Source organism: Streptomyces sp. NRRL WC-3605, from assembly GCF_001509795.1.
GTDB classification, from domain to species: Bacteria; Actinomycetota; Actinomycetes; order Streptomycetales; family Streptomycetaceae; genus Streptomyces; species Streptomyces viridochromogenes.
On the sequence record NZ_LLZN01000067.1, the window covers coordinates 26,685 to 46,441 of the forward strand.

The 19,757-nt window shown below is 73.7% G+C and carries 19 protein-coding genes and 1 pseudogene; 6 read left to right on the top strand and 14 right to left on the bottom strand.

Annotated elements, in window-relative coordinates; translation table 11 throughout:
* Position 1 precedes the first annotated feature (1 nt).
* Positions 2–499: a GNAT family N-acetyltransferase gene (locus ADL34_RS22155; protein WP_062669061.1), complete on the bottom strand. Its 498-nt coding sequence runs from the start codon at positions 497–499 to the stop codon at positions 2–4.
* Between the two features lie 9 nt (positions 500–508).
* Positions 509–1,393 (bottom strand): aminoglycoside phosphotransferase family protein, encoded by an 885-nt coding sequence (locus ADL34_RS22160; protein ID WP_062669060.1) that lies wholly within the window; start codon positions 1,391–1,393, stop codon positions 509–511.
* Positions 1,394–1,446: 53 nt separating this feature from the next.
* Here ADL34_RS22160 and ADL34_RS22165 point away from each other — a divergent pair, with 53 nt between their 5' ends.
* Positions 1,447–2,853, top strand: a complete 1,407-nt coding sequence (locus ADL34_RS22165) for an NAD(P)/FAD-dependent oxidoreductase (protein WP_199835615.1) — start codon at positions 1,447–1,449, stop codon at positions 2,851–2,853.
* A gap of 13 nt (positions 2,854–2,866) precedes the next feature.
* Here ADL34_RS22165 and ADL34_RS22170 read toward each other — a convergent pair whose 3' ends face one another.
* The 3 genes from ADL34_RS22170 to ADL34_RS22180 form a co-directional block, all read right to left on the bottom strand.
* Positions 2,867–4,363 (bottom strand): MFS transporter, encoded by a 1,497-nt coding sequence (locus tag ADL34_RS22170; RefSeq protein ID WP_079034234.1) that lies wholly within the window; start codon positions 4,361–4,363, stop codon positions 2,867–2,869.
* Positions 4,364–4,431: 68 nt separating this feature from the next.
* A complete protein-coding gene (locus ADL34_RS22175; RefSeq protein WP_062669057.1) occupies positions 4,432–5,412 on the bottom strand; it encodes a zinc-binding dehydrogenase in 981 nt (326 codons plus the stop codon).
* A 77-nt stretch (positions 5,413–5,489) separates the two neighbouring features.
* The gene (locus ADL34_RS22180) at positions 5,490–6,650 is read right to left on the bottom strand and encodes an FAD-dependent oxidoreductase (protein ID WP_062669056.1); all 1,161 of its coding nucleotides are present in this window, start codon (positions 6,648–6,650) and stop codon (positions 5,490–5,492) included.
* A 150-nt stretch (positions 6,651–6,800) separates the two neighbouring features.
* Here ADL34_RS22180 and ADL34_RS22185 point away from each other — a divergent pair, with 150 nt between their 5' ends.
* A complete protein-coding gene (locus ADL34_RS22185) occupies positions 6,801–7,502 on the top strand; it encodes a pentapeptide repeat-containing protein (RefSeq protein WP_079034240.1) in 702 nt (233 codons plus the stop codon).
* Positions 7,503–7,521: 19 nt separating this feature from the next.
* On the opposite strand, the pseudogene ADL34_RS22190 reads toward ADL34_RS22185, so the two are convergent.
* Positions 7,522–8,021, bottom strand: a pseudogene (locus ADL34_RS22190) (hypothetical protein).
* A 42-nt stretch (positions 8,022–8,063) separates the two neighbouring features.
* On the opposite strand from ADL34_RS22190, the gene ADL34_RS22195 reads away from it, so the two are divergent.
* Positions 8,064–9,473 (top strand): M1 family metallopeptidase, encoded by a 1,410-nt coding sequence (locus ADL34_RS22195; protein WP_062669054.1) that lies wholly within the window; start codon positions 8,064–8,066, stop codon positions 9,471–9,473.
* Positions 9,474–9,494: 21 nt separating this feature from the next.
* Here ADL34_RS22195 and ADL34_RS22200 read toward each other — a convergent pair whose 3' ends face one another.
* The 3 genes from ADL34_RS22200 to ADL34_RS22210 form a co-directional block, all read right to left on the bottom strand.
* Positions 9,495–9,959 carry a hypothetical protein gene (locus tag ADL34_RS22200; RefSeq protein ID WP_062669053.1) on the bottom strand — a complete coding sequence of 155 codons (465 nt, stop codon included), beginning with the start codon at positions 9,957–9,959 and terminating at the stop codon, positions 9,495–9,497.
* 6 nt (positions 9,960–9,965) lie between these two features.
* Positions 9,966–10,925 (bottom strand): bifunctional GNAT family N-acetyltransferase/NUDIX hydrolase, encoded by a 960-nt coding sequence (locus tag ADL34_RS22205; protein ID WP_062669052.1) that lies wholly within the window; start codon positions 10,923–10,925, stop codon positions 9,966–9,968.
* Positions 10,926–11,015: 90 nt separating this feature from the next.
* A complete protein-coding gene (locus ADL34_RS22210; RefSeq protein WP_062669051.1) occupies positions 11,016–11,591 on the bottom strand; it encodes a TerD family protein in 576 nt (191 codons plus the stop codon).
* 171 nt (positions 11,592–11,762) lie between these two features.
* Here ADL34_RS22210 and arfB point away from each other — a divergent pair, with 171 nt between their 5' ends.
* Positions 11,763–12,200: an alternative ribosome rescue aminoacyl-tRNA hydrolase ArfB gene (arfB, locus tag ADL34_RS22215; protein ID WP_062669050.1), complete on the top strand. Its 438-nt coding sequence runs from the start codon at positions 11,763–11,765 to the stop codon at positions 12,198–12,200.
* Between the two features lie 18 nt (positions 12,201–12,218).
* Here arfB and ADL34_RS22220 read toward each other — a convergent pair whose 3' ends face one another.
* Positions 12,219–12,710: a GNAT family N-acetyltransferase gene (locus tag ADL34_RS22220; protein WP_062669049.1), complete on the bottom strand. Its 492-nt coding sequence runs from the start codon at positions 12,708–12,710 to the stop codon at positions 12,219–12,221.
* Positions 12,711–12,786: 76 nt separating this feature from the next.
* A complete protein-coding gene (locus ADL34_RS22225) occupies positions 12,787–13,278 on the bottom strand; it encodes a flavin reductase family protein (protein ID WP_370686507.1) in 492 nt (163 codons plus the stop codon).
* Between the two features lie 435 nt (positions 13,279–13,713).
* Here ADL34_RS22225 and cdgB point away from each other — a divergent pair, with 435 nt between their 5' ends.
* Both cdgB and ADL34_RS22235 read left to right on the top strand, forming a co-directional pair.
* Positions 13,714–15,369 carry a diguanylate cyclase CdgB gene (gene cdgB / locus ADL34_RS22230; protein ID WP_062669047.1) on the top strand — a complete coding sequence of 552 codons (1,656 nt, stop codon included), beginning with the start codon at positions 13,714–13,716 and terminating at the stop codon, positions 15,367–15,369.
* A 117-nt stretch (positions 15,370–15,486) separates the two neighbouring features.
* Entirely contained in the window at positions 15,487–16,437 is a 951-nt protein-coding gene (locus tag ADL34_RS22235) for a CBM35 domain-containing protein (RefSeq protein WP_062669046.1), read from the top strand.
* Between the two features lie 21 nt (positions 16,438–16,458).
* Here the strand turns inward: ADL34_RS22235 and ADL34_RS22240 are convergent, their stop codons facing one another.
* The 3 genes from ADL34_RS22240 to ADL34_RS22250 form a co-directional block, all read right to left on the bottom strand.
* Positions 16,459–17,388, bottom strand: coding sequence for a 1-phosphofructokinase family hexose kinase (locus ADL34_RS22240; RefSeq protein WP_062669045.1), 930 nt, complete (start codon positions 17,386–17,388; stop codon positions 16,459–16,461).
* 142 nt (positions 17,389–17,530) lie between these two features.
* Positions 17,531–18,637 carry an N-acetylglucosamine-6-phosphate deacetylase gene (gene nagA, locus ADL34_RS22245; protein ID WP_062669102.1) on the bottom strand — a complete coding sequence of 369 codons (1,107 nt, stop codon included), beginning with the start codon at positions 18,635–18,637 and terminating at the stop codon, positions 17,531–17,533.
* Positions 18,638–18,765: 128 nt separating this feature from the next.
* Positions 18,766–19,710 (bottom strand): ROK family protein, encoded by a 945-nt coding sequence (locus ADL34_RS22250; protein ID WP_062669044.1) that lies wholly within the window; start codon positions 19,708–19,710, stop codon positions 18,766–18,768.
* Between the last annotated feature and the right edge of the window lie 47 nt (positions 19,711–19,757).

Here is a 19,757-nt window from a genome sequence, read left to right on the forward strand (position 1 = left end):
GTCAGGACGGCGTGCGGGACGAGTCGGCGCCGCCCAGCGCGGCCAGCGCGTCGTCCGTCAGCCGGTACACCGTCCAGCCGTCCTGCGGGCGGGCGCCCAGGGACTCGTAGAAGGCGATCGACGGGGCGTTCCAGTCGAGGACCGACCACTCCAGGCGCTGGTAGCCGCGCTCCACGCACAGCCGGGCCAGCTCGCTGAGCAGGGCCTTGCCGTGGCCGGCGCCCCGGGCGGCGGGGCGGACGTACAGGTCCTCCAGGTAGACGCCGTGCACCCCGCGCCAGGTGGAGAAGTTCAGGAACCACAGCGCGCAGCCGACGGTCTCGCCGGTGTCGTCGTCGGCGGCGATGTGCGCGTACACGGCGGGGCGCTCGCCGAACAGGGCCTCGTGCAGCTGCTCCGGGGTCGCCCTGGCCTCGTGCGGCACCTTCTCGTAGGCGGCGAGCTCACGGATCAGGGTGTGCAGGGCGGGGACGTCGGCGGGGGTGGCGGTGCGAATCATGGTCGGAGGCTAACCGCCGGCCGCGCGCAGCCGCGCGGCGATCTCGAACAGGTGCTCGTCGAGGGGGCGGCCGTCCTCGACGTCCCACAGGCAGTTCTGCAGCAGACGGCCGTACGTCCAGGCCAGCGCGCGGGCCCGGTCCAGGCCGAGGACGTCGGTCATGGCGTCGAAGCGCCACACGACGTCGTCGGCGTCGAAGCGGTTGTCCAGGGCGGGCCACAGCTCGAATCCGGGGTCGCCGGCGAGCGGCTTGGGGTCGATCGCCAGCCAGGGGGCGCGTGCGGAGGCGAGGACGTTCCCCTCGTGCAGGTCCCAGTGGAGCAGGCGGTCGCCGGGCTCGTCGGCGACCTCCCGTACGGCGGCGGCGCAGTCGGCGAGCAGGCGGCGGGCTCGCGGGTCCGTGACCCGGTGCAGGGCGCGGGGGGTGCGCTCCAGCATGCCGTGCGCGATGTCGCCGAGGCGGCGCAGGCCCGGCGGAGCGGTGAACGACGTCAGATGGGCGAGGAGACCGGCGATGGCCAGCACGGAGCCGTGGGCGTCCAGGGCCGCGAGGGAGCGGGTGGGGTCGAGGCGTTCGAGGAGCATCGTGCCGGTGGCCGGGTCGTGGTCGAGGAGACGGACCGCGCCGTCGCCGTCCCAGTGGCGCAGCGCGACCGGCTCGCCCGCCGTCTCGTGGTCGAGGAGCTGCAGCTTCAGCGCGGCGGGGGTGCCGTCGCGCCGGGTCACCGGGACGACCAGCGCGGCGACCCCGTGCATCGGCCGTCCGTCGGCGGTCAGCTCCCAGCGGTCCAGGAAATCGGCCGTGAGCCGGGGGAGCGCGGCGACGAAGGCGCGGCCCGCCTCCCCGTTGTACTCCTGCTGCGACGCGGCGAGCTCGGCCGGGACCTCGATCATTCCGGGACCTTATCGGGCTCCCGGAATCGGCTCCCGCGAATTACCGTCCTGGCATGAGCAGATCGGACAGTGGTGCGGTGAACGGCGGCATCTCCTTCTGGTACGCCGACGACGGCCTGCCCGCGGTGCGTGAGCCGCTGGCCGGGGACGCCTCGGCGGACGTGGTGATCGTGGGCGGCGGATACACGGGGCTGTGGACCGCGTACTACCTGAAGAAGGCGGTCCCCTTCCTGCGGATCACCGTCCTGGAGCAGCGCTTCTGCGGGTACGGCGCGTCCGGGCGCAACGGCGGCTGGCTGTACAACGGCGTCGCGGGCCGCGACCGGTACGCGAGGCTGCACGGGCAGGAGGCGGCCGTACGGCTCCAGCGGGCCATGAACGACACCGTCGACGAGGTCGTCCGGGTCGCCGGGGAGGAGGGCTTCGACGCGGGCGTCCACAAGGGCGGCGTCCTGGAGGTCGCCCGCACGCCCGCGCAGTGGGCGCGGCTGAAGGCGTTCCACGAGCACGAGCTGGCGTACGGCGAGAAGGACCGGGAGCTGTACGGCGCCCGGGAGACGGCCGAGCGGATCCGGGTGGCCGACGCCGTCGGCTCGACGTGGACGCCGCACGGCGCGCGCGTGCACCCCGTGAAGCTGGTCAAGGCGCTCGCGGCGGCTGTCGAGGCCCTGGGCGTGACCATCCACGAGCTGACCCCGGTCACCGAGATACGGCCGAAGCACGCCGTCACCCCGTACGGCACCGTGCGCGCGCCCTATGTGCTGCGCTGCACCGAGGGGTTCACGGCGAGCCTGAAGGGCCAGCGGCGCACCTGGCTGCCCATGAACTCCTCGATGATCGCCACCGAGCCGCTGACCGACGAGCAGTGGGCGTCGGTCGGCTGGGAGGGGCGCGAGACGCTCGGGGACATGGCGCACGCCTACATGTACGCGCAGCGCACGGCCGACGGGCGGATCGCGCTGGGCGGGCGGGGTGTGCCGTACCGCTTCGGGTCGCGCACGGACAACGACGGGCGCACCCGGCCGGAGACCGTCGAGGCGCTGCGGGACGTCCTGGTCGGGTTCTTCCCGTCGCTGGCCGGGGTGCGGGTCGCCCACGCCTGGTCGGGGGTGCTGGGCGTGCCGCGCGACTGGTGCGCGACGGTGACGCTGGACCGGTCGACCGGGCTCGGCTGGGCGGGCGGGTACGTCGGCTCCGGCGTGGCCACGGCGAACCTGGCGGCCCGCACCCTGCGCGACCTCGTCCAGCAGGACTCGGGCCAGGGCGGCAGGACCGACCTCACCGAACTGCCCTGGGCCGGGCACAAGGTGCGCAAGTGGGAGCCGGAGCCGCTGCGCTGGCTGGGCGTCCACGGCCTGTACGCCGCCTACCGCGCGGCCGACCGCAGGGAGCGGGGCACGAGCAGCGCCGAGTCGTCCCGGCTGGCCCGGGTGGCGGACCGGGTGGCGGGGCGGCACTGACGCACAGCCCCGCTCAGGTCGCCGGTTCCTCCTGCCGGGCCGGGCGGGGGGTGTCGTGGCCCGGGGGTTTGGCCGTCACCATCACGGCGGCCACGATGCCGGCCAGGAGCATGATGGCGGCGGCCCACCAGATGGCGACCGTGTAGCCGTGCACGATGCCCTGCTGGGTGACCAGGCGGCGGTCGGCGGGGTTCAGGAGGTGGGCCGTGATGTAGGCGGTCGAGCTGGTGGTGGCGATGGTGTTCAGCAGGGCCGTGCCGATCGAACCGCCGACCTGCTGGGAGGTGTTGACGGTCGCCGACGTCACCCCGGAGTCCTGTGGTGCCACGCCCGCCGTCGCCGTGGCGAACACCGGCATGAAGACCAGGCCCATGCCGAGCCCCATGAGGATCAGGGCGGGCAGGACGTGCGGCGCGTACGAGGAGTCGACGGTGAGCTGGGTCAGCAGCACCATGCCGATCGCGGCCAGCAGGGCGCCCGGGGCCATCAGCAGGCGGGGCGGCACATGGTCCAGGAGGCGGGCGGCGATCTGCGTGGAGCCGACGATGATGGCGGCCGTCAGGGGCAGGAAGGCCAGCCCGGTCATCACGGGGCTGTAGCCGAGGATGACCTGCAGGTAGTAGGTCATGAAGAGGAACAGGCCGAACAGGCCGATGACCGCGAGGGCCATGGTCAGGAAGCAGCCGGCCCGGTTGCGGTCCCTGACGATGTGCAGCGGCAGCAGCGGGACCGGGGCGCGGGTCTGCCAGGCGACGAACGCCACGAGCAGGACGACGCCCGCCGCGAACAGGGCCAGCACGAGCGGGTCGGTCCAGCCGCGCGGCTCGGCCTCGGCGAAGCCGTAGACGATCGCGACCAGTCCGCCGCAGCCCAGAATCACGCCGGGCACGTCGAGCCGGGCGCCCTTGTGGACGGGGCTGTCGTGGAGCAGGGCGAAGGCGCCGAAGACGGCGATCACGGCGATCGGCACGTTGACGTACAGGCACCAGCGCCAGTCCAGGTACTCGGTGAGCACGCCGCCGACGATGAACCCGATGGCGCTGCCGCTGCCGGCCAGGGCGCCGTAGATGCCGAACGCCTTCCCTCGCTCCTTGGGATCGGTGAAGGTCGTGGTCAGCAACGACAGGGCGGACGGGGCGAGTACGGCGGCGAAGACGCCCTGGAGGGCGCGGGCGCCGAACAGCATCCCGGAGGAGGCGGCGGCGCCGCCCAGCGCGGACGCGGCGGCGAAGCCGATCAGGCCGATGATGAACGTGCGTTTTCGGCCCGCCAGGTCTGCTATGCGCCCGCCGAGGAGCAGGAGCCCTCCGAACGCCAGCGTGTACGCCGTGATGACCCACTGCCGGTCGCCGTCGGAGATGCCGAGGTCCTCCTGGGCGGAGGGGAGCGCGATGTTCACGATGGTCGCGTCGAGGACCACCATGAGCTGCGCGAGCGCGATGACCACCAGGCCCCACCAGCGACGGGGGTCTGCTTCCCGGGCTGTTTCACCCGTTCGGGTGACTGTCATCTGGCCAGAAGACCATGGTTCCGCAGACGTCGCATCTGGGGCGGTGGGCCTTCGCGGGCGGGGAGCGGTCATGGTTCCAGCACCACCTTTCCGGTGGTCGCGCGGGTCTCCAGGGCGCGATGGGCGGCCGCGGCCCCGGCGAGCGGGAAGCGCTGGACGGCTGGGACGAGACGGCCCGCGGCGGCCTCGGTGAGGGCGCGCAGTTCCAGGGTCCGCATCGGGTCGGGGCCGCCGGCCCGCCGCAGCATCACGGGGCCCAGGACCTGCTCGGAGACGCCCTCGACGAGGTGGGGGCCGCCGCCGCGCAGGCCCTCGCCGGACCAGCCGAACACCAGGTGCCGGCCGCCGGGACCGAGCAGGTCCACGCTCGCGCGGGCCACGTCGCCGCCGACGCCGTCGAGGACGAGGGTGGCGGGCCGTCCGCCGAGGAAGGCGCGCACCTTCTCCGGCCAGCCGGGGTCCGTGTAGTCGACGGCGAGGTCGGCGCCGTTCTCGCGGACCCGCGCGGTCTTCTCCGGTCCGCCGGCCAGACCGACGACGACGGCCCCGGCGTTCTTCGCGTACTGCACGAGGAGGGTGCCGATGCCGCCGGCCGCGGCCGGGATCACGGCCACCGTGTCCGGCCCGAACGCGGCGAACTGGACGATCCCCAGCGCCGTACGGCCCGTGCCGATCATGGCGACGGCCTGCGCGAAGTCCAGGTTCTCCGGGATCTCGTGGACCCGCTCGACGTCCGTGACGGCGAGCTCGGCGTAGCCGCCCGGCGCGAAGCCGAGGTGGGCGACGACCCGCTTGCCGAGCCAGAGCGCGGCGACGCCCTCGCCGAGGGACTCCACCACGCCGGCGACCTCGCGGCCGGGGATGGTGGGCAGCGGTGTCGGCTCGGGCGCCGGGCCCTGGAAGCCCTCGCGCAGGGCCGTGTCGAGGAGGTGGACGCCGGCGGCCCGGACGGCGATCCGGACCTGGCCGGGGGCCGGGCGCGGGTCGGCCGTCTCCTCGTAGGCGAGATTCTCGGCCGGGCCGAAGGCGTGCAGGCGGATGGCGTGCATCGTGGGTCCCCCATCGGTGTGGGCAGGTCGGTCGGTCTCCCGCCGGGCGGGCGGGGCGCTGCGACGATGCTCCGACCTCAAGCTCGCTTGAGGTCAAGGGCGTGCCGGCCGAGGGCCAGGGACACCGCCGTGAGCGCGCTGGTGAAGGACACCTCGGACAGCACGCCCGGCGCGGCGACCTGATCGCCCGCCAGGTAGACGCCGTCGCCTCGGTCCACGGCCGGCCGGTCCCGCCAGCTGGTGCCGGGCAGGTCCACGGCACCGGTCCGGCCGCTCGCGACGGCATCGCGCCGCCAGGTGACCCGCTCGCGCCAGCCGGGGAAACCGAGGTCGAGGAGCTGCTCGGCGCGGGCGGCGCCGTCCGCGCGCGACTCGCCCGGGGCGAGCGGGATCTGGCCCTGGATCAGCTGCTCGCCGACCGGCGCGAGCGACGGGTCCTGGGCGGTGAACCGCTCCAGCCAGCCCGGCGCGTCCAGGTCGGAGACGACGAAGGCGTCACCGCGCCGGCCGCGCAGCGCGAGGTCGATCAGGGCCGTCCGGCCGCCGGGCCAGGTCAGCGAGTCGTCCCGCAGCAGACGCCGGGCGGCGGCCAGCGAGGTGGCGACGACGACCGGGGTGTCCGTCGGCAACGTGTCGACCCGGGCCAGGGTCTCGACGCGGACCCCGAGGTTCCACGCCCGCGCCGCCATCCGGTCGATCACCGTCGCCCAGCCGCCCCGCGGGTAGTGCGCCTCCGGGGGCAGCCGGGTGGCCCGGCGCAGCCGCTCCTGCACGAACGCGGCGGACAGGGCACCGGGGTCGTGGTGGAACAGCGCGACCGCCGCGTAGTGCGCGGCCACCCGCGCGGCCTCCTCGCCCGCGACACCGGTCGCCCAGGTGAGGAAGTCCAGGTCGACGGGTGCCTGCGGCAGGCCCGGCCGCAGCGGTTTCAGCAGCGCGAGGGGCGGGGTGCGGCGCAGTGCGCCCCGGTACCGCAGCCGGAACCGGGCCGCCTCCAGCGGTGGGATCGGCGCGAGCGGGCCGATCAGGTCCCGCTGCGCGAGCCACGCCCAGTGCGGGCCGCCCTTGTACAGGGCGTGCGGCCCCTCGTTCGTCCGGTACGGCCCCTCCGCGGTGCGGGCCCGGCCGCCGAGGGTGTGGTGCGCCTCGTACACGGTGACCTGGGCGCCCGCTTCGGCGGCGGTGATGGCCGCGGTGAGCCCGGCGAAGCCGCCGCCGATGACGGTGATGCGGTGCATGGCTGGGGGTCTCCCTCGCTCTCGGTGCGCCCGTGGGCCTGCCTCTTCCGGTACGACGGCGCGGGCGTCCCCGGATGTGACATCGGCGGACACCCCGGGGATCGGCGCAGGTGACGGGCGTTGTCAGTGGCGGGGTGCAGCATGGTGCGCATGGCGAGAAGAGCGAGGGGCGCGGGAGCGGCGGGCGGTCCGGGGCGCGGGGGTGTGCCGGGCGCGCGGCGGCCGGAGCTGCGGCTGCCGCCGCTGGAGCCGTACGGGGGCGGCGGACTGGAGCCGGACGGCGACTACGACGGGCTGGAGTTCCCGGAGGCGGACCTCTCCGAGCAGGACGGCGGGGGCGCCCGGTTCATGGACTGCGCGCTGCGCGGCTGTGTGCTGGACGGGACGCGGCTGCGGTACGCCCGGATCCTCGACTCGGTGCTCTCCGCGCCGCGCGGGGTCGGCACGGACCTCGCCGAGGCGACCCTGCGGGACGTCGAGGTGCTGGACGCCCGTCTGGGCGGGACCCAGGCGCACGGGTCCGTGCTGGAGCGGGTGGTGGTCAGGGGCGGCAAGATCGACTATCTGAATCTGCGCAAGGCGAAGCTCAGGGACGTGGTCTTCGAGGGCTGTGTCCTGGTCGAGCCGGACTTCGGGGGCGCCCGCCTGGAGCGGGTGGAGTTCGTGGACTGCGTGCTGCGCGGGGCCGACCTCACGGGGGCGACGCTGACCGACGTGGATCTGCGCGGGGCGAGTGAGCTGGACATCGCGGGCGGCCTGGACCGGCTGTCCGGGGCCGTGATCAGCACGGGTCAGCTGCTCGACCTGGCACCGGCGCTGGCCGCGCAGCTGGGCCTGCGCGTGGAGGGGTGACGGGCGCGCGGCCCGCGTCTCACGGCAGCCGGGGGAAGCGGGCCTGGAGCGTCCAGACCGCCGGGTTCTCGCCCAGGTCCTCGTGCAGGTCGATCAGGTCGGCGAGCAGGTCGTGCAGGAAGTCCCGGGCCTCGCGGCGCAGGGCGGCGTGCGAGAAGGTCAGCGGCGGTTCCTCCGCCGGCATCCAGTCCGCCTCGATGTCCACCCAGCCGAACCGCCGCTCGAAGAGCATCCGGTCCGTGGACTCGGTGAAGTCCAGCTCCGCGTGCTGGGGACGGGAGGCGCGGGAGCCGGCCGGGTCCCGGTCCAGCGCTCGACGATGTCGCACAGCGCCCACGCGAAGTCGAGCACCGGCACCCATCCCCAGGCTGTGGACAGCTCCCGGTCCGCCTCGGTGTCGGCGAGGTAGACGTCACCGCAGAACAGGTCGTGGCGCAGGGCGCGCACGTCCGCGCGGCGGTAGTCCGTCTGCGGCGGGTCGGGGAAGCGGTTGGAGAGGGCGTAGCCGATGTCGAGCACGCTGGGCATGGTGTCACGGCTCCCGCTCATAGGATCACCGACGTGTCCCGTACCGCAGCCGCCGTCCCCGCCGTGCTGAGCGCCCTGCTCGCCGTCACCCTTACGGCGTGCGGCGGGGTCGACGGCACCCCTGGCGGACCCGGCGTGCGCGACCCGTACTTCCCCAAGGCCGGGAACGGCGGCTACGACGTGCGGCACTACGCCCTCGACCTCTCCTACGAGCCCGCCGCGCGGCACCTCTCCGGCACCGCCGAGATCACCGCGCGCGCCGGCCAGGACCTGTCCGCCTTCGACCTGGACCTGAGCGGCCTGGACGTCGAACGGGTCGAGGTGCAGGGCCGGCCCGCCCGCTTCAGCCGCAACGGGCAGGAACTGATCGTGCGGCCGCACGACGAACTCGACGCCGGCGAGACCTTCCGGACGGTCGTCCACTACTCCGGCACGCCCCGGACCATCACCGACCCTGACGGCTCGGAGGAGGGCTGGCTGCGCACCGCCGGGGGCGGGGCGCTCGCGCTGGGGGAGCCGACCGGGTCCATGGCATGGTTCCCCGGCAACCACCACCCGTCCGACAAGGCGGCCTACGACATCACGGTGAGCGTGCCGGAGGGGACCGAGGTGGTCTCCAACGGGGAGCTCGCCGGACGGCGCACCACCGGCGGCCGTACGGCCTTCCACTGGCGTACGGCCGAGCCCATGGCCACGTATCTGGCCACCCTCGCCATCGGCGACTACACCCTCCACCGGTCCACCGTGCGCACGGCGGCGGGCCACGACCTGTCCGTCCTGTCCGCCGTCGTCCCCTCCGAGGCCGGGCCCGCCGGGAAGGCGCTGGCGCGGCTGCCGGAGATCGTGCGGTGGGGCGAGGACACCTTCGGGCCGTACCCCTTCTCCTCCACCGGCGTGATCGTCGCCGGCGAGGGGGACGCCGGGTACGCGCTGGAGACGCAGTACCGGCCCGTCTTCCCCGGCGCCCCCGGCACCGGGCTGCTGGTGCACGAGCTGGCCCACCAGTGGTTCGGCGACTCGGTGACGCCCGGGAGCTGGCGGGACATGTGGCTCAACGAGGGCTTCGCGACGTACGCGGAGTGGCTGTGGGAGGAGGAGCACGGCGGCGACAGCGCGCAGGAGAGCTTCGACGCGCTCTACGACCACGGCGAGGACGAGTACGAGGACCTGTGGTCCTTCCCGCCCGCCGAGCCGTCCGGCGCCGCCCACATCTCCGACGAGCCCGTGTACTCGCGCGGCGCGATGGTGCTGCACAAGATCCGGCAGACCGTCGGCGACAAGGCGTTCCGGGACCTCGTCCGGGGCTGGACGGCGAAGCACCGCCACGGCAACGCGGACACCGAGGACTTCACGTCCTACGTCGAACGGACGGCCCCCGACGAGGACTTCACCCCCGTCTGGCGGGACTGGCTGTACGGGGAGGGCAAGCCCGAGCACCCCTGACGGCATCCGGGCCGCGCCCTCTCAGCCCGTCACCTCCAGGTCCCCCCGTATCGCCGCCCGTGCCGCCCACACCGCCTCCGCGTGTCTCAGGCGCCGTTCCTGCATCGCGGGGGAGTCCAGCGGGGGGTCGCCGGTGGCGAAGGCGTCCTGGAGGTCCCGCAGGGTGGCGTACACGGCTTCCAAGGCGTCCGCCATCGCCTGCGGCGCGCACAGCAGCGCGCTCTCGCGGGCCTCGTCGCAGCCCGACGACCGGAACGCCTGGCGTACGGCCGCCGCGCGCTCCCGGCCGCCTCCGGTCAGGGCGGCCTCGCGCATGTCCTCGTAGGCCAGGCGGTACTTGGTGAGGACGGTGACGTAGATCTGCCGGCGTTCCTGCCGGGTGCGGTCGGCCTGGTCGCGGCGCCAGCGGACGCGGTCGGCGAGGAGGGTCGAGCCGACGCCGACGAAGGCGCCCAGGGCCGTGGCGGCGAGAGTCGTCCAGTCCATGCCGGGTCAGGCGTCCCCGCCGGCGCCGTACGCGGCCAGCAGCCGGGCCAGGTCCGGGGGCCACAACGGCTCGGTGGGCGAGAGGAGTTCGGCGGCGGTCCACCAGCGCCAGCCGAGGATGTCGCCGGCCGGGCCGAGGTGCGGGCCCGTCGGCTCGCGGCGTTCGCTCAGCGCCAGGTAGATGTGCTCCCGGCGGCGGACGGCGATGCCCTGGTGGGTGAAGTCGTGGTCCCAGGTGGCCAGCAGCGGTCCCGGCTCCAGGTCCGTCCAGCCGGTCTCCGCGCGCAGTTCGCGTACGGCGGCCTCGCGGGGGCTCTCGTCGCCGGCGGGGGAGCCGCCGGGGAGCGCCCAGTGCGGGCCGGCCTCGTCGTCGGCGTAGCGGAACAGGAACACCGCGCCCCCGGGATCGAGCACGGCCACGCGGGCGCCGTCGAGCACGGCCCGCGGAGGGCCGGGCAGGGACTTGCGCAGGACCGTGCAGGGCCGCCCGTGCTCGCGGTCCTCGCCGTGGCCGATCGCCTCGTAGCCGAGGGATGTCCAGAAGGCGAGGGCCGGGGCGTTGCCGTCGAGGACGGCGAGGCGGACGCCGGAGCGGCCCTCGGCGCGCAGCCGCTCCTCCACGAGCGTGGCGAGCCGGGTGCCGTGGCCCTGGCGCCGGGCCGAGGCGTCCACCATCAGCAGCCCGATCCACGGGTCGGGGTCCTCGGGGTCGGGGTGGTGGGCCAGGGTGATCACGACGCCGACCAGCCGTCCGGCGCTGCGGGCGAGCAGGACCTCGGCGCCCGGCACCGCCAGCTCGTCGGCCAGGGCCGCCGCGACCTGCTCCGGCCGGATGTCGTCCGGGTCGGGGAAGTCGCCGCTGAGCGCCTGGAACGCGCGGTCGGAGGCGTACAGGGCGGTCAGCTCGGTCAGGAGCGGGGCCGGGATGTCGTGGTCGGCGGTCAGCGGGAGGGGGTCGAGGATCACGGGGGCAACCTATCGGAGGGGCCGGGGCGGACCCCGTGAACGCCGGAACCCCCCGGCGGGGCCGGGGGGTTCGGGTCGGTACGGGGACCGTCAGACGTTGACGCCGAAGTCCTGCGCGATGCCGACGAGGCCCGAGGCGTAACCCTGGCCGACGGCACGGAACTTCCACTCCGCGCCGTTGCGGTACAGCTCGCCGAAGACCATGGCGGTCTCGGTCGCGGCGTCCTCCGACAGGTCGTAGCGGGCGATCTCGGCGCCGCCGGCCTGGTTGACGATGCGGATGTAGGCGTTGCGGACCTGGCCGAAGTTCTGCGAGCGGTTCTCCGCGTCGTAGATGGAGACCGGGAACACGATCTTGTCGATGTCGGCCGGGAGGCCGGCCAGGTTGACGTTGATCGCCTCGTCGTCGCCCTCGCCCTCGCCGGTGCGGTTGTCACCGGTGTGGACGATGGTGCTGTCCGGCGTCTGCTTGTTGTTGAAGAAGACGAAGTGGGCGTCCGAGTAGACCTTGCCCTGGGTGTTGACCGCGATCGCCGAGGCGTCGAGGTCGAAGTCCGTGCCGGTGGTGGTGCGGACGTCCCAGCCGAGACCCACGGTGACGGCGGTCAGGCCCGGAGCCTCCTTGGTGAGCGAGACGTTGCCACCCTTGGACAGGCTTACAGCCATTGTTGGGAGTCCCTTCCCTCGTTGCGGTACGGCTAGAAGCTACAGCTACCCCTATGAACGCGGGGAGTGGTGCCGCAGTTCCAGGTGTCTTTACTTTCTTTGCCGAAGAACGCCCGCAGGGTGCAACCGCCGCCGATATTCGCGTGACGTGGACGGGACACACGCGGGACCATGGACGGCATGTCCGGTCCCCATGTCATCCGCGGCTCCGTCTCCCTCCCGGAGGCCGAGCTCATGTGGCGTTTCTCGCGGTCGGGTGGCCCCGGGGGCCAGCACGTCAACACCAGTGACTCGCAGGTCGAGCTGCGCTTCGACCTCGCGGCGACCGAGGCGCTGCCCGAGGTGTGGAAGCGGCGGGCGCTGGAGCGGCTGGCCGGCCGGCTGGTCGACGGCGTCCTGACCGTACGGTCCTCCGAGCACCGCTCCCAGTGGCGCAACCGCGAGACGGCCGCCGTGCGGATGGCCTCGCTGCTCGCCGAGGCGACGGCCCCGCCGCCCAAGCCGCGCCGCCCGACCCGCGTCCCGCGCGGGATCAACGAGCGGCGCCTGCAGCAGAAGAAGCAGCGCGCCCAGACCAAGCGCGGCCGCTCCGGCCGGGACTGGACCTAGAGGGCCGCCGTCGCGGACCTAGAGGCCCGCCGTCGTCAGGTCCAGCACGCCCACCGTCTGGCCGCCGGACGTCTCCCCGGTCGTACGGAAGCCCAGGCCGAGGTAGAAGCCCTCCGGGCCGTCCGGGCCCGGGTGCCAGGTGACGTACAGCTCGCGGCCGCCGCGGCGGCGGATCTCGGCGGCCACGCTCGCGACGGCGAACCGGCCGTAGCCCCGGCCCTGCTCGCGCGCGTCGATGTTCAGCCGCCACAGCCCCGAGCGGCGCACGCTGCCGCCGTCGCCGCGCCAGTCGATGTCGAGGAAGGCCATCAGGAAGCCGACCGGGCGCTCCCCGTCCATGATCAGCCGCGGCCAGGCCACGCCCGCGGGGTGGACGTACGCCTCGGCGAGTGACTCCACGACGGGGGTGACCGCGTGTTCCTGGTCGGGGCGGACCCGTATGCCCGTGGCGGACTCGAGATTTCCAGGTGTGATCTTTTCGAGTCGCGGCGAGGAAGTGAGCGATGTCATCCCGGGAGGGTATGCCGCGCGATCATCCGGCGGCGCGGGAATTCCTTTCGCCACGGCCGCTCACCACGCGAGGAGATCACCTCAACTGCCGGTAACGGCCCCGGAAATACGTCAGCGGCCCGCCGTCCGGGCTCGGCAGTGAGGCCGTCAGGACCCGGCCGATGACCAGCGTGTGGTCGCCGGCCGTCACGCGCTGTTCGGTACGGCACTCCAGTGTGGCGAGCGCGCCGCCCACCAGCGGGGCGCCCGTCTCGATGCCGCGGGTGTACGGGATGTCGGCGAAGAGCAGCCGGTCACTGACCCGGCCCTTCATGGCGAAGCGGCCCGCGATGTGCCGCTGGCTCTCGGCGAGGACCGAGACCGCCCACAGCGGCTGCTCGTCGAGCAGGTCGTCCATGCGGGAGCCCTCCCGCAGGCTGACCAGCACCAACGGCGGGTCCAGGGACACGGACAGGAACGCGGTGGCCGTCATCCCGACGTCCTCACCGGCCGGTGCGTGCGGGTCGTCGGGGTCCAGGGGCGGCTCCAGCGCGGTCACCAGCACCACACCCGCGGCCAGCCGTGACATGGCGGCGCGGAACTCGTCGTTGCTCACTCCCTCAGCATGCCCGTGAGGGTCGCGGGAGGCGGGGAGGGGGGCGGTGACGGGCTGCGTGGGAGTGGTGAAGTTCGGCACGGGGAAACGCTAATGTCGGCCCTGGCGCGGGCACATCGGGCCTGCGGACGAGAACGGACCTAGGACTCCGGGCCCACCGTGTTCCGGGGTGATTCGCGGCACCTCCCCACACGCCCCCGGTTTGCGTTCTGTAAACACACAGGAAAAACGCAGAAACGCCGGTCAATTGTTCACGTTTCTCTGTGACTTGAGTCACAAGGGGCATTAATTGTTGACCCTGTGTACCGAGTGGGCAGCGCGCTGTGATTCAGTGGCGGGGAACCCAGCAAGGACGATATGCCGAAGAGCACCCTTGAAGCGCTGCGAGGTCTCGGGGGGAGGGCGAGCATGGAGACCGAGTCGGAACCGTACGTCCGTCTTGCGACCCTGCGGCAACTGCACCAGGTCATGGCTGACATGAACACGGCTCGCAGCCTGGCCGACACCCTCCAGACCGTCGCCGACGGCGTGGTCAACGGCCTCGGCTACGAACTCGCCTGCGTCAACCTGGTGCGCCCCGACGGCGATCTCGTCGTCGCCGCCTTCGCCGGGAACCCGGCCGCCGAGGCCCTGATCACCGGCCGTGTCGGCTCCCGCGACTCCTGGGACCGCCGCCTGAACATGGGCGAGCGCTGGGGGGACCTGGTCTTCATCCCGCACACCGAGGGCTGGGTGCTCGACGACGACGACGTCCCGCAGTGGTACACGGAGGGCCCCGCGCCCCGCTTCGAGGACGAGTGGCACCCCGCCGACCGTCTCTTCGCCCCGATGTACACGCCCGGCGTGCACGGCGGCGCGTGCGGCGAGCTGATCGGCGTGCTCTCGGTGGACCGCCCGCGCAACGGGCGGCTGCCCGGCGCGTGGGGGCGCGAGGCGCTCCAGATGTACGCGTTCCAGGCCGCCATCGCCATCAGCAACGCACGTCTACGCGCGAATATGCAGCGGGCCCTGGTCCGCCTCGAGCGCGACCAGCAGGCGCTGCGGGCCAGCGAGGAGAGCTTCCGGCAGGCCTTCGAGTACGCGCCCTCCGGCATGGCCATCGCCGAGATGGGCGGCGACCAGCACGGCCGCATCCTGCGCACCAACGACGCCCTGTGCCGGCTGCTCGGCCGCCCGGCCTCCGCGATGCGCCGCTACTCCTTCTCCGACCTGGTCCACCCCGAGGACATCGGCACCCTGCTGCGCACGTCCGCCGAGGGCGGCCGGGCCGAGCTGCGGCTCGCCCGCCGGGACGGCACCTACGTCTGGGTCTCCCTGCGCAACAGCGTCGTCGCGGACGCCGCCGACGGCCCGCGCTTCCTCCTCACCCACGTCGAGGACATCGAGGAGCGCAAGCGCCGCGAGCTCCAGCTCGCCCACCGCGCCTCCCACGACTCGCTCACCGGCCTTCCGAACTCCGCCGAGCTGCGCTCGCGCCTGTCCGCCCGGCTGTGCAAGCGCCCGGCGCACGCCGGAGCCCTGGAGTCCACGGACGCCGCCTACGGGCACCCGGCCGTCTTCGACGCCAACGGGCACGGCTTCGACTTCCCCGGTTCGGCGGCGCTGGACGCCTACGACCACCACGTGCACACCGTCGCGCCGGAGGAGTCCGAGCGCGACGACGGCACCAAGGGCCTCGCGGTGCTCTTCTGCGACCTCGACGGCTTCAAGTCGATCAACGACCGGTTCGGGCACAACGCGGGTGACTCGGTCCTCATCGAGGTGGCCCGGCGGCTGACCCGTGGCGTACGCGACGGCGACACGGTCGCCCGGCTCGGCGGCGACGAGTTCGTGATCCTCGCCGACGGGCTCGGCCGGGCCGACGCCCAGGACCTCGCAGTCCGGCTGCGCAACGAGATCATCCAGCCCATCCGGGCCGAGGGGCGGGCCGTGCGCGTCGGCGCCAGCTTCGGCATCGGATGGGCACACTGCGGAATGACCGCGGACGAAGTGTTGAAGTCCGCCGACGAGCGGATGTACGTAGAGAAACGATCTCGTCCCAAACAGCACAGACGGGCGGGATGAAGTCCAGGTCGGCGGGCTGGTGCGGTGTGAGTCACCCGTTTGGGCGCACAGGAGCGGGTAGGCTCGCCCTTCTGACCCCATGCATCGCAGCCCGCACCTGGTGAGGAGTACCAAGGGATGACGTCCGGCAACAACGGCGCCACTACGCCCGAGGACGACGACCCGTTCGGCTACCTCTACGCCGACGGGCAGGCCAATGGCGCCCAGCCGCCGTCCGGTGGCTACGGCTACCCGAACGCGGTGAACCGGGTGCGTACGGTCGGCCAGCGCCAGTACGGCCAGCAGGGCCCGCAGCCGGGGGCCGGGTACGGCCAGACACCGCAGCAGCAGGGCTCCTACGGCCAGCCGAACGCGCACTACGCGGCCCCGGAGACCCTGCCCGGCGGAGCGCCGACGACCCAGACGTCGTACAGCACCGGCACCGGATCCGGCGGCCGCGGCCGCGGGCCCAACACCAAGGGCCTGCTGATCGGCGCCATCGCCGTCGTCGCGGCGGTCGTCATCGGCATCGGCGTGGCCATGCTGGGCGGCGACGACGACAAGGACGCCAAGGGCGACGACACGCCGGCGACCCCGACCCAGTCCCAGACGAAGGACTCCGGGCCGTCGAAGACCGCCGACCCCGGCGACGAGGTCGAGCTGCCGAAGAGCGACGCCAAGACGCTGGCCCTCGGCGGCACCGCGGCCACCGCGTCCGACGTCAAGGGCGCCCAGGCGGACGGCGGCGTGTACGTCACCGGCTTCAACCAGGCCGGCTCGTCGGTCACCTGGACGGTGAACGGCATCCCGAAGGGCGGCAAGTACACCGTCTACGTCGGCTACAGCGTCCCGGGCAAGGACGGCAACGCCACGCTGACCGTCAACGGCACGCCCTCCACCGCTCCGGTCAACCTCAAGAACTACGCGCACGCGGCCGAGGGCGACTACGAGAAGGGCTGGACGAAGACCTACAACTACATCCAGCTCAACAAGGGCACGAACACGATCAAGGTGTCGTGCGAGGAGGGCAACCAGTGCGACGCCCTGCTCGACCAGGTGTGGCTCGTCAAGGGCTGGGTCAAGTCCTGAGCCCCGTGGCCCGCGAAGCCGTCAGGCGGCGGTGACCTCGCCGGTCACCGCCACCCGGTCCCGCAGCTCCTCGTAGGTGCCGCGGTCGAACTCGCCGGCCACCGGGGCCACCACGCTCGCCGCGCCCAGCGCCGTCGCCCGGGCCAGCCGGTCCGGCCAGGCCAGCCCCTCGACGAGGCCCGACAGCAGGCCCGCGACCACCGCGTCACCGGCGCCCGTCGGATTGCCGCGCAGCCGGGCGGGCGGCGCGGCACGCCAGCGGCCCTCCGGGGTGACGGCGAGCAGCCCGCCCTCCCCGAGGGAGGCCACGACCGCGCGGGCGCCCCGCCGCCGCGCGTCCTGCGTCGCCCGTGACGGCTCGTGCGAGCCGGTCAGCTCGGCCAGTTCCCCAGCGTTCGGCTTCAGGACGTCCGGGCGGGCCGCGACGCCCCGGCGCAGCGCCTCCCCGCTGGTGTCCAGGAGTACGGGCACCCCGGCCGCCCGCGCGGAGCGGACCAGTCCGGCGTAGGCGCCGACCGGCACCCCCGGCGGCAGGCTGCCGCACAGGGCCACCGCGGACGCGGCGGCGAGGAGGGTGCCGTACGCCTCCTGGAAGGCGGACCACTCGGCGGGCGAGACGGTAGGGCCGGGCTCGTTCAGCTGGGTCGTGTCGCCGGTGCGGTCGTCGACCACGGCGACGGTGCGGCGGGTCGGACCCGTCACCGGCACCAGGGCGTCGACCACGCCGGGGGTGGCGGTGAGCAGCTCGCGCACCTCCCGGCCCGTCGTGCCGCCCGCGAAGCCCGTGACCGTCACCTCGTGCCCGAGGGCCGCCAGGACGCGGGCCACGTTCAGGCCCTTGCCGCCGGCGCGTTCGGTCACCCCGGAGACCCGGTGGGAGGCGTGGGGCCGCAGCGCCCCGACCCGGTAGGTGATGTCGAGAGCGGTGTTCAGCGTGACCGTCAGGATCACCTGGGCCGACCTCCCCCGAAGAAGTTCTCGATGTGTGTGCCGTCGCCCGCCGGACGTCCCGTGCGGGCGTCACGATCATGCCAAAAGGGCGGCGGCCGTCACAGTCTCCCAGGACAACCGCCGCCCTCAACAGCTGGACACATCACCCCAGTTGTGGCTCAACCACCCATTCGCCCCGGCGCATCACGCCCTTGAGGCCGAAGTCGGCGTCCAGGACCACCAGGTCGGCGTCCTTGCCGGGCTCCAGGGAGCCGACGCGGTCGTAACGGCCGAGGAGCTTCGCCGGGTTGGCCGAGAGGGCCGCCACCACGTCCCCGACCGGCAGCCGGTCGATCGTCACCGCCCGCTTGAAGGCGCGGTCCAGGGTGAGGGTCGAGCCCGCGATCGAACCGCCCTCCACCAGGCGCGCCACACCGTCGGCGACCTCCACCTCCAGCGGGCCGAGCATGTAGCGGCCGTCGCCGAAGCCGGCGGCGTCCATCGCGTCCGTGATGAACGCGACCCGGTCCGCGCCCGCGTGACGGAACGCCAGCTCCAGGGAGGCCGGGTGCAGATGCGTGCCGTCGTTGATCAGCTCGACCGTCACCCGCTCGTCCTCCAGCAGGGCCACGATCGGGCCGGGCTCGCGGTGGCCGAGCGGCGGCATCGCGTTGAAGAGGTGGGTGGCGACCGTCGCTCCGGCGTCGATCGCCTCCACGGTCTGCTCGTAGTCGGCGTCCGTGTGCCCGATCGCGGCGATCACGCCGTGCTCGGCCAGCATCCGTACGGAGTCGATGCCGCCCGGCAGTTCGGTGGCGAGGGTGACCATCGCCGCGTGGCCGCGGGCCGCGTCGACCAGCTTGCGGACGTCCGCCGGGTCCGGGTGGCGCAGCAGCTCCTCGGAGTGCGCGCCCTTGCGGCACGGCGAGATGAACGGCCCCTCGAAGTGGATGCCCGCCAGGTCGCCCTGTTCGGCGAGCTCGGAGAGGAGCCCGGCCCGGTGGGTCAGGAAGTCCATGTCGCCGGTGACGGTGGAGGCGACCAGGGTGGTGGTGCCGTGCACCCGGTGGGTGTGGATGCCCTTGAGGACGTCCTCGGGCGTGCCCGAGGTGAAGGAGGCCCCGCCGCCGCCGTGGTTGTGGATGTCCACGAAGCCGGGCACGAGCCAGTGGCCGGTGAGGTCGATCGACCGGGCGTTCTCCGGGGCCGTGCCGGCGATGCGGGAGCCGTCGACGATCACCTGGCCCTCTTGGAGGATTCCCGTCGGCATGACCACGTGGGCGCCGGACAGGATGAAAGGCACCTTGTCCGTTGCGGGCTGCGGGTGCGGCGTGGCCGGTCGCGCTCCGCGGCGGAGCCGCTCTTCGGCGCTGTCCCGCGCCCCTAGGGCGTTCGCCATCAGGGAGTTACCTCCGTACGGTCGGTGTTGTCGAGGAGATCCCACGCCAGGAGCCCGGCACCCAGGCATCCCGCCGTGTCGCCCAGGGCCGCGGGGACGATGGACGGCAGCTTCTGGAAGGTGACCCGCTGCCGGACCGCGGCCCGCAGGGGTGTGAACAAGGTTTCCCCCGCTTCGGCCAGGCCGCCACCGATGATCAGGGTGCGCGGGTCCAGCAGGGTGAGAGCGGTGACCAGGCCGTCGGCGAGCGCGTCCACGGCGGACCGCCAGACGCGGACGGCGTCCGGGTCGCCGGACAGGACGGCCTTGGCGCAGTCCGCCGCGTCCGCGTCCGGGTCGCCGCAGGCGGCGGCCCACGCCTCGCTGACCGCGGCCGCCGAGGCGTACCGCTCCAGGCAGCCGTGCTGCCCGCAGGGGCAGGGGGCGCCGCCGGGCCGGACGACGACATGGCCGATCTCGCCGGCGAAGCCGTGCGCGCCCGCCTCGACGCGGCCGTCGATGCCGATGGCGCCGGCGATCCCGGTGCCGAGGGGCACGAACAGGAAACGGTCGGCCCCGCGCCCCGCGCCGACACGGCCCTCGGCGAGGCCGCCGGTGCGGACGTCGTGGCCGAGGGCGACGGGGATGCCGTCGAGCCGTTCGGCGAGCAGGTCGCGCAGCGGGAGGTCCCGCCAGCCCAGGTTGGCGGCGTACACGGCGATGCCGCGCGCGGCGTCGACGATCCCGGGGACCGCGACGCCGGCGGCGGCCGCGGGCTCGCCGAAGCGCTCCTCGCCGTAGGCGCGCAGCTCGGCGGCGAAGTCGAGGATGCCCTCGACGACGGCCTCCGGGCCGCGGGCGCGGCCGGTCGCCCTGCGTGCCTGATGGAGCAGTTCACCGCCCGCCCCGGCCAGGGCGGCCTTCATCCCGGTGCCGCCCACATCGAGGGCGATGACATGTCTCACGGGGGACAGTGTGTCTTGCGCACCCACGAGAGGTCTAGTCCACTTAC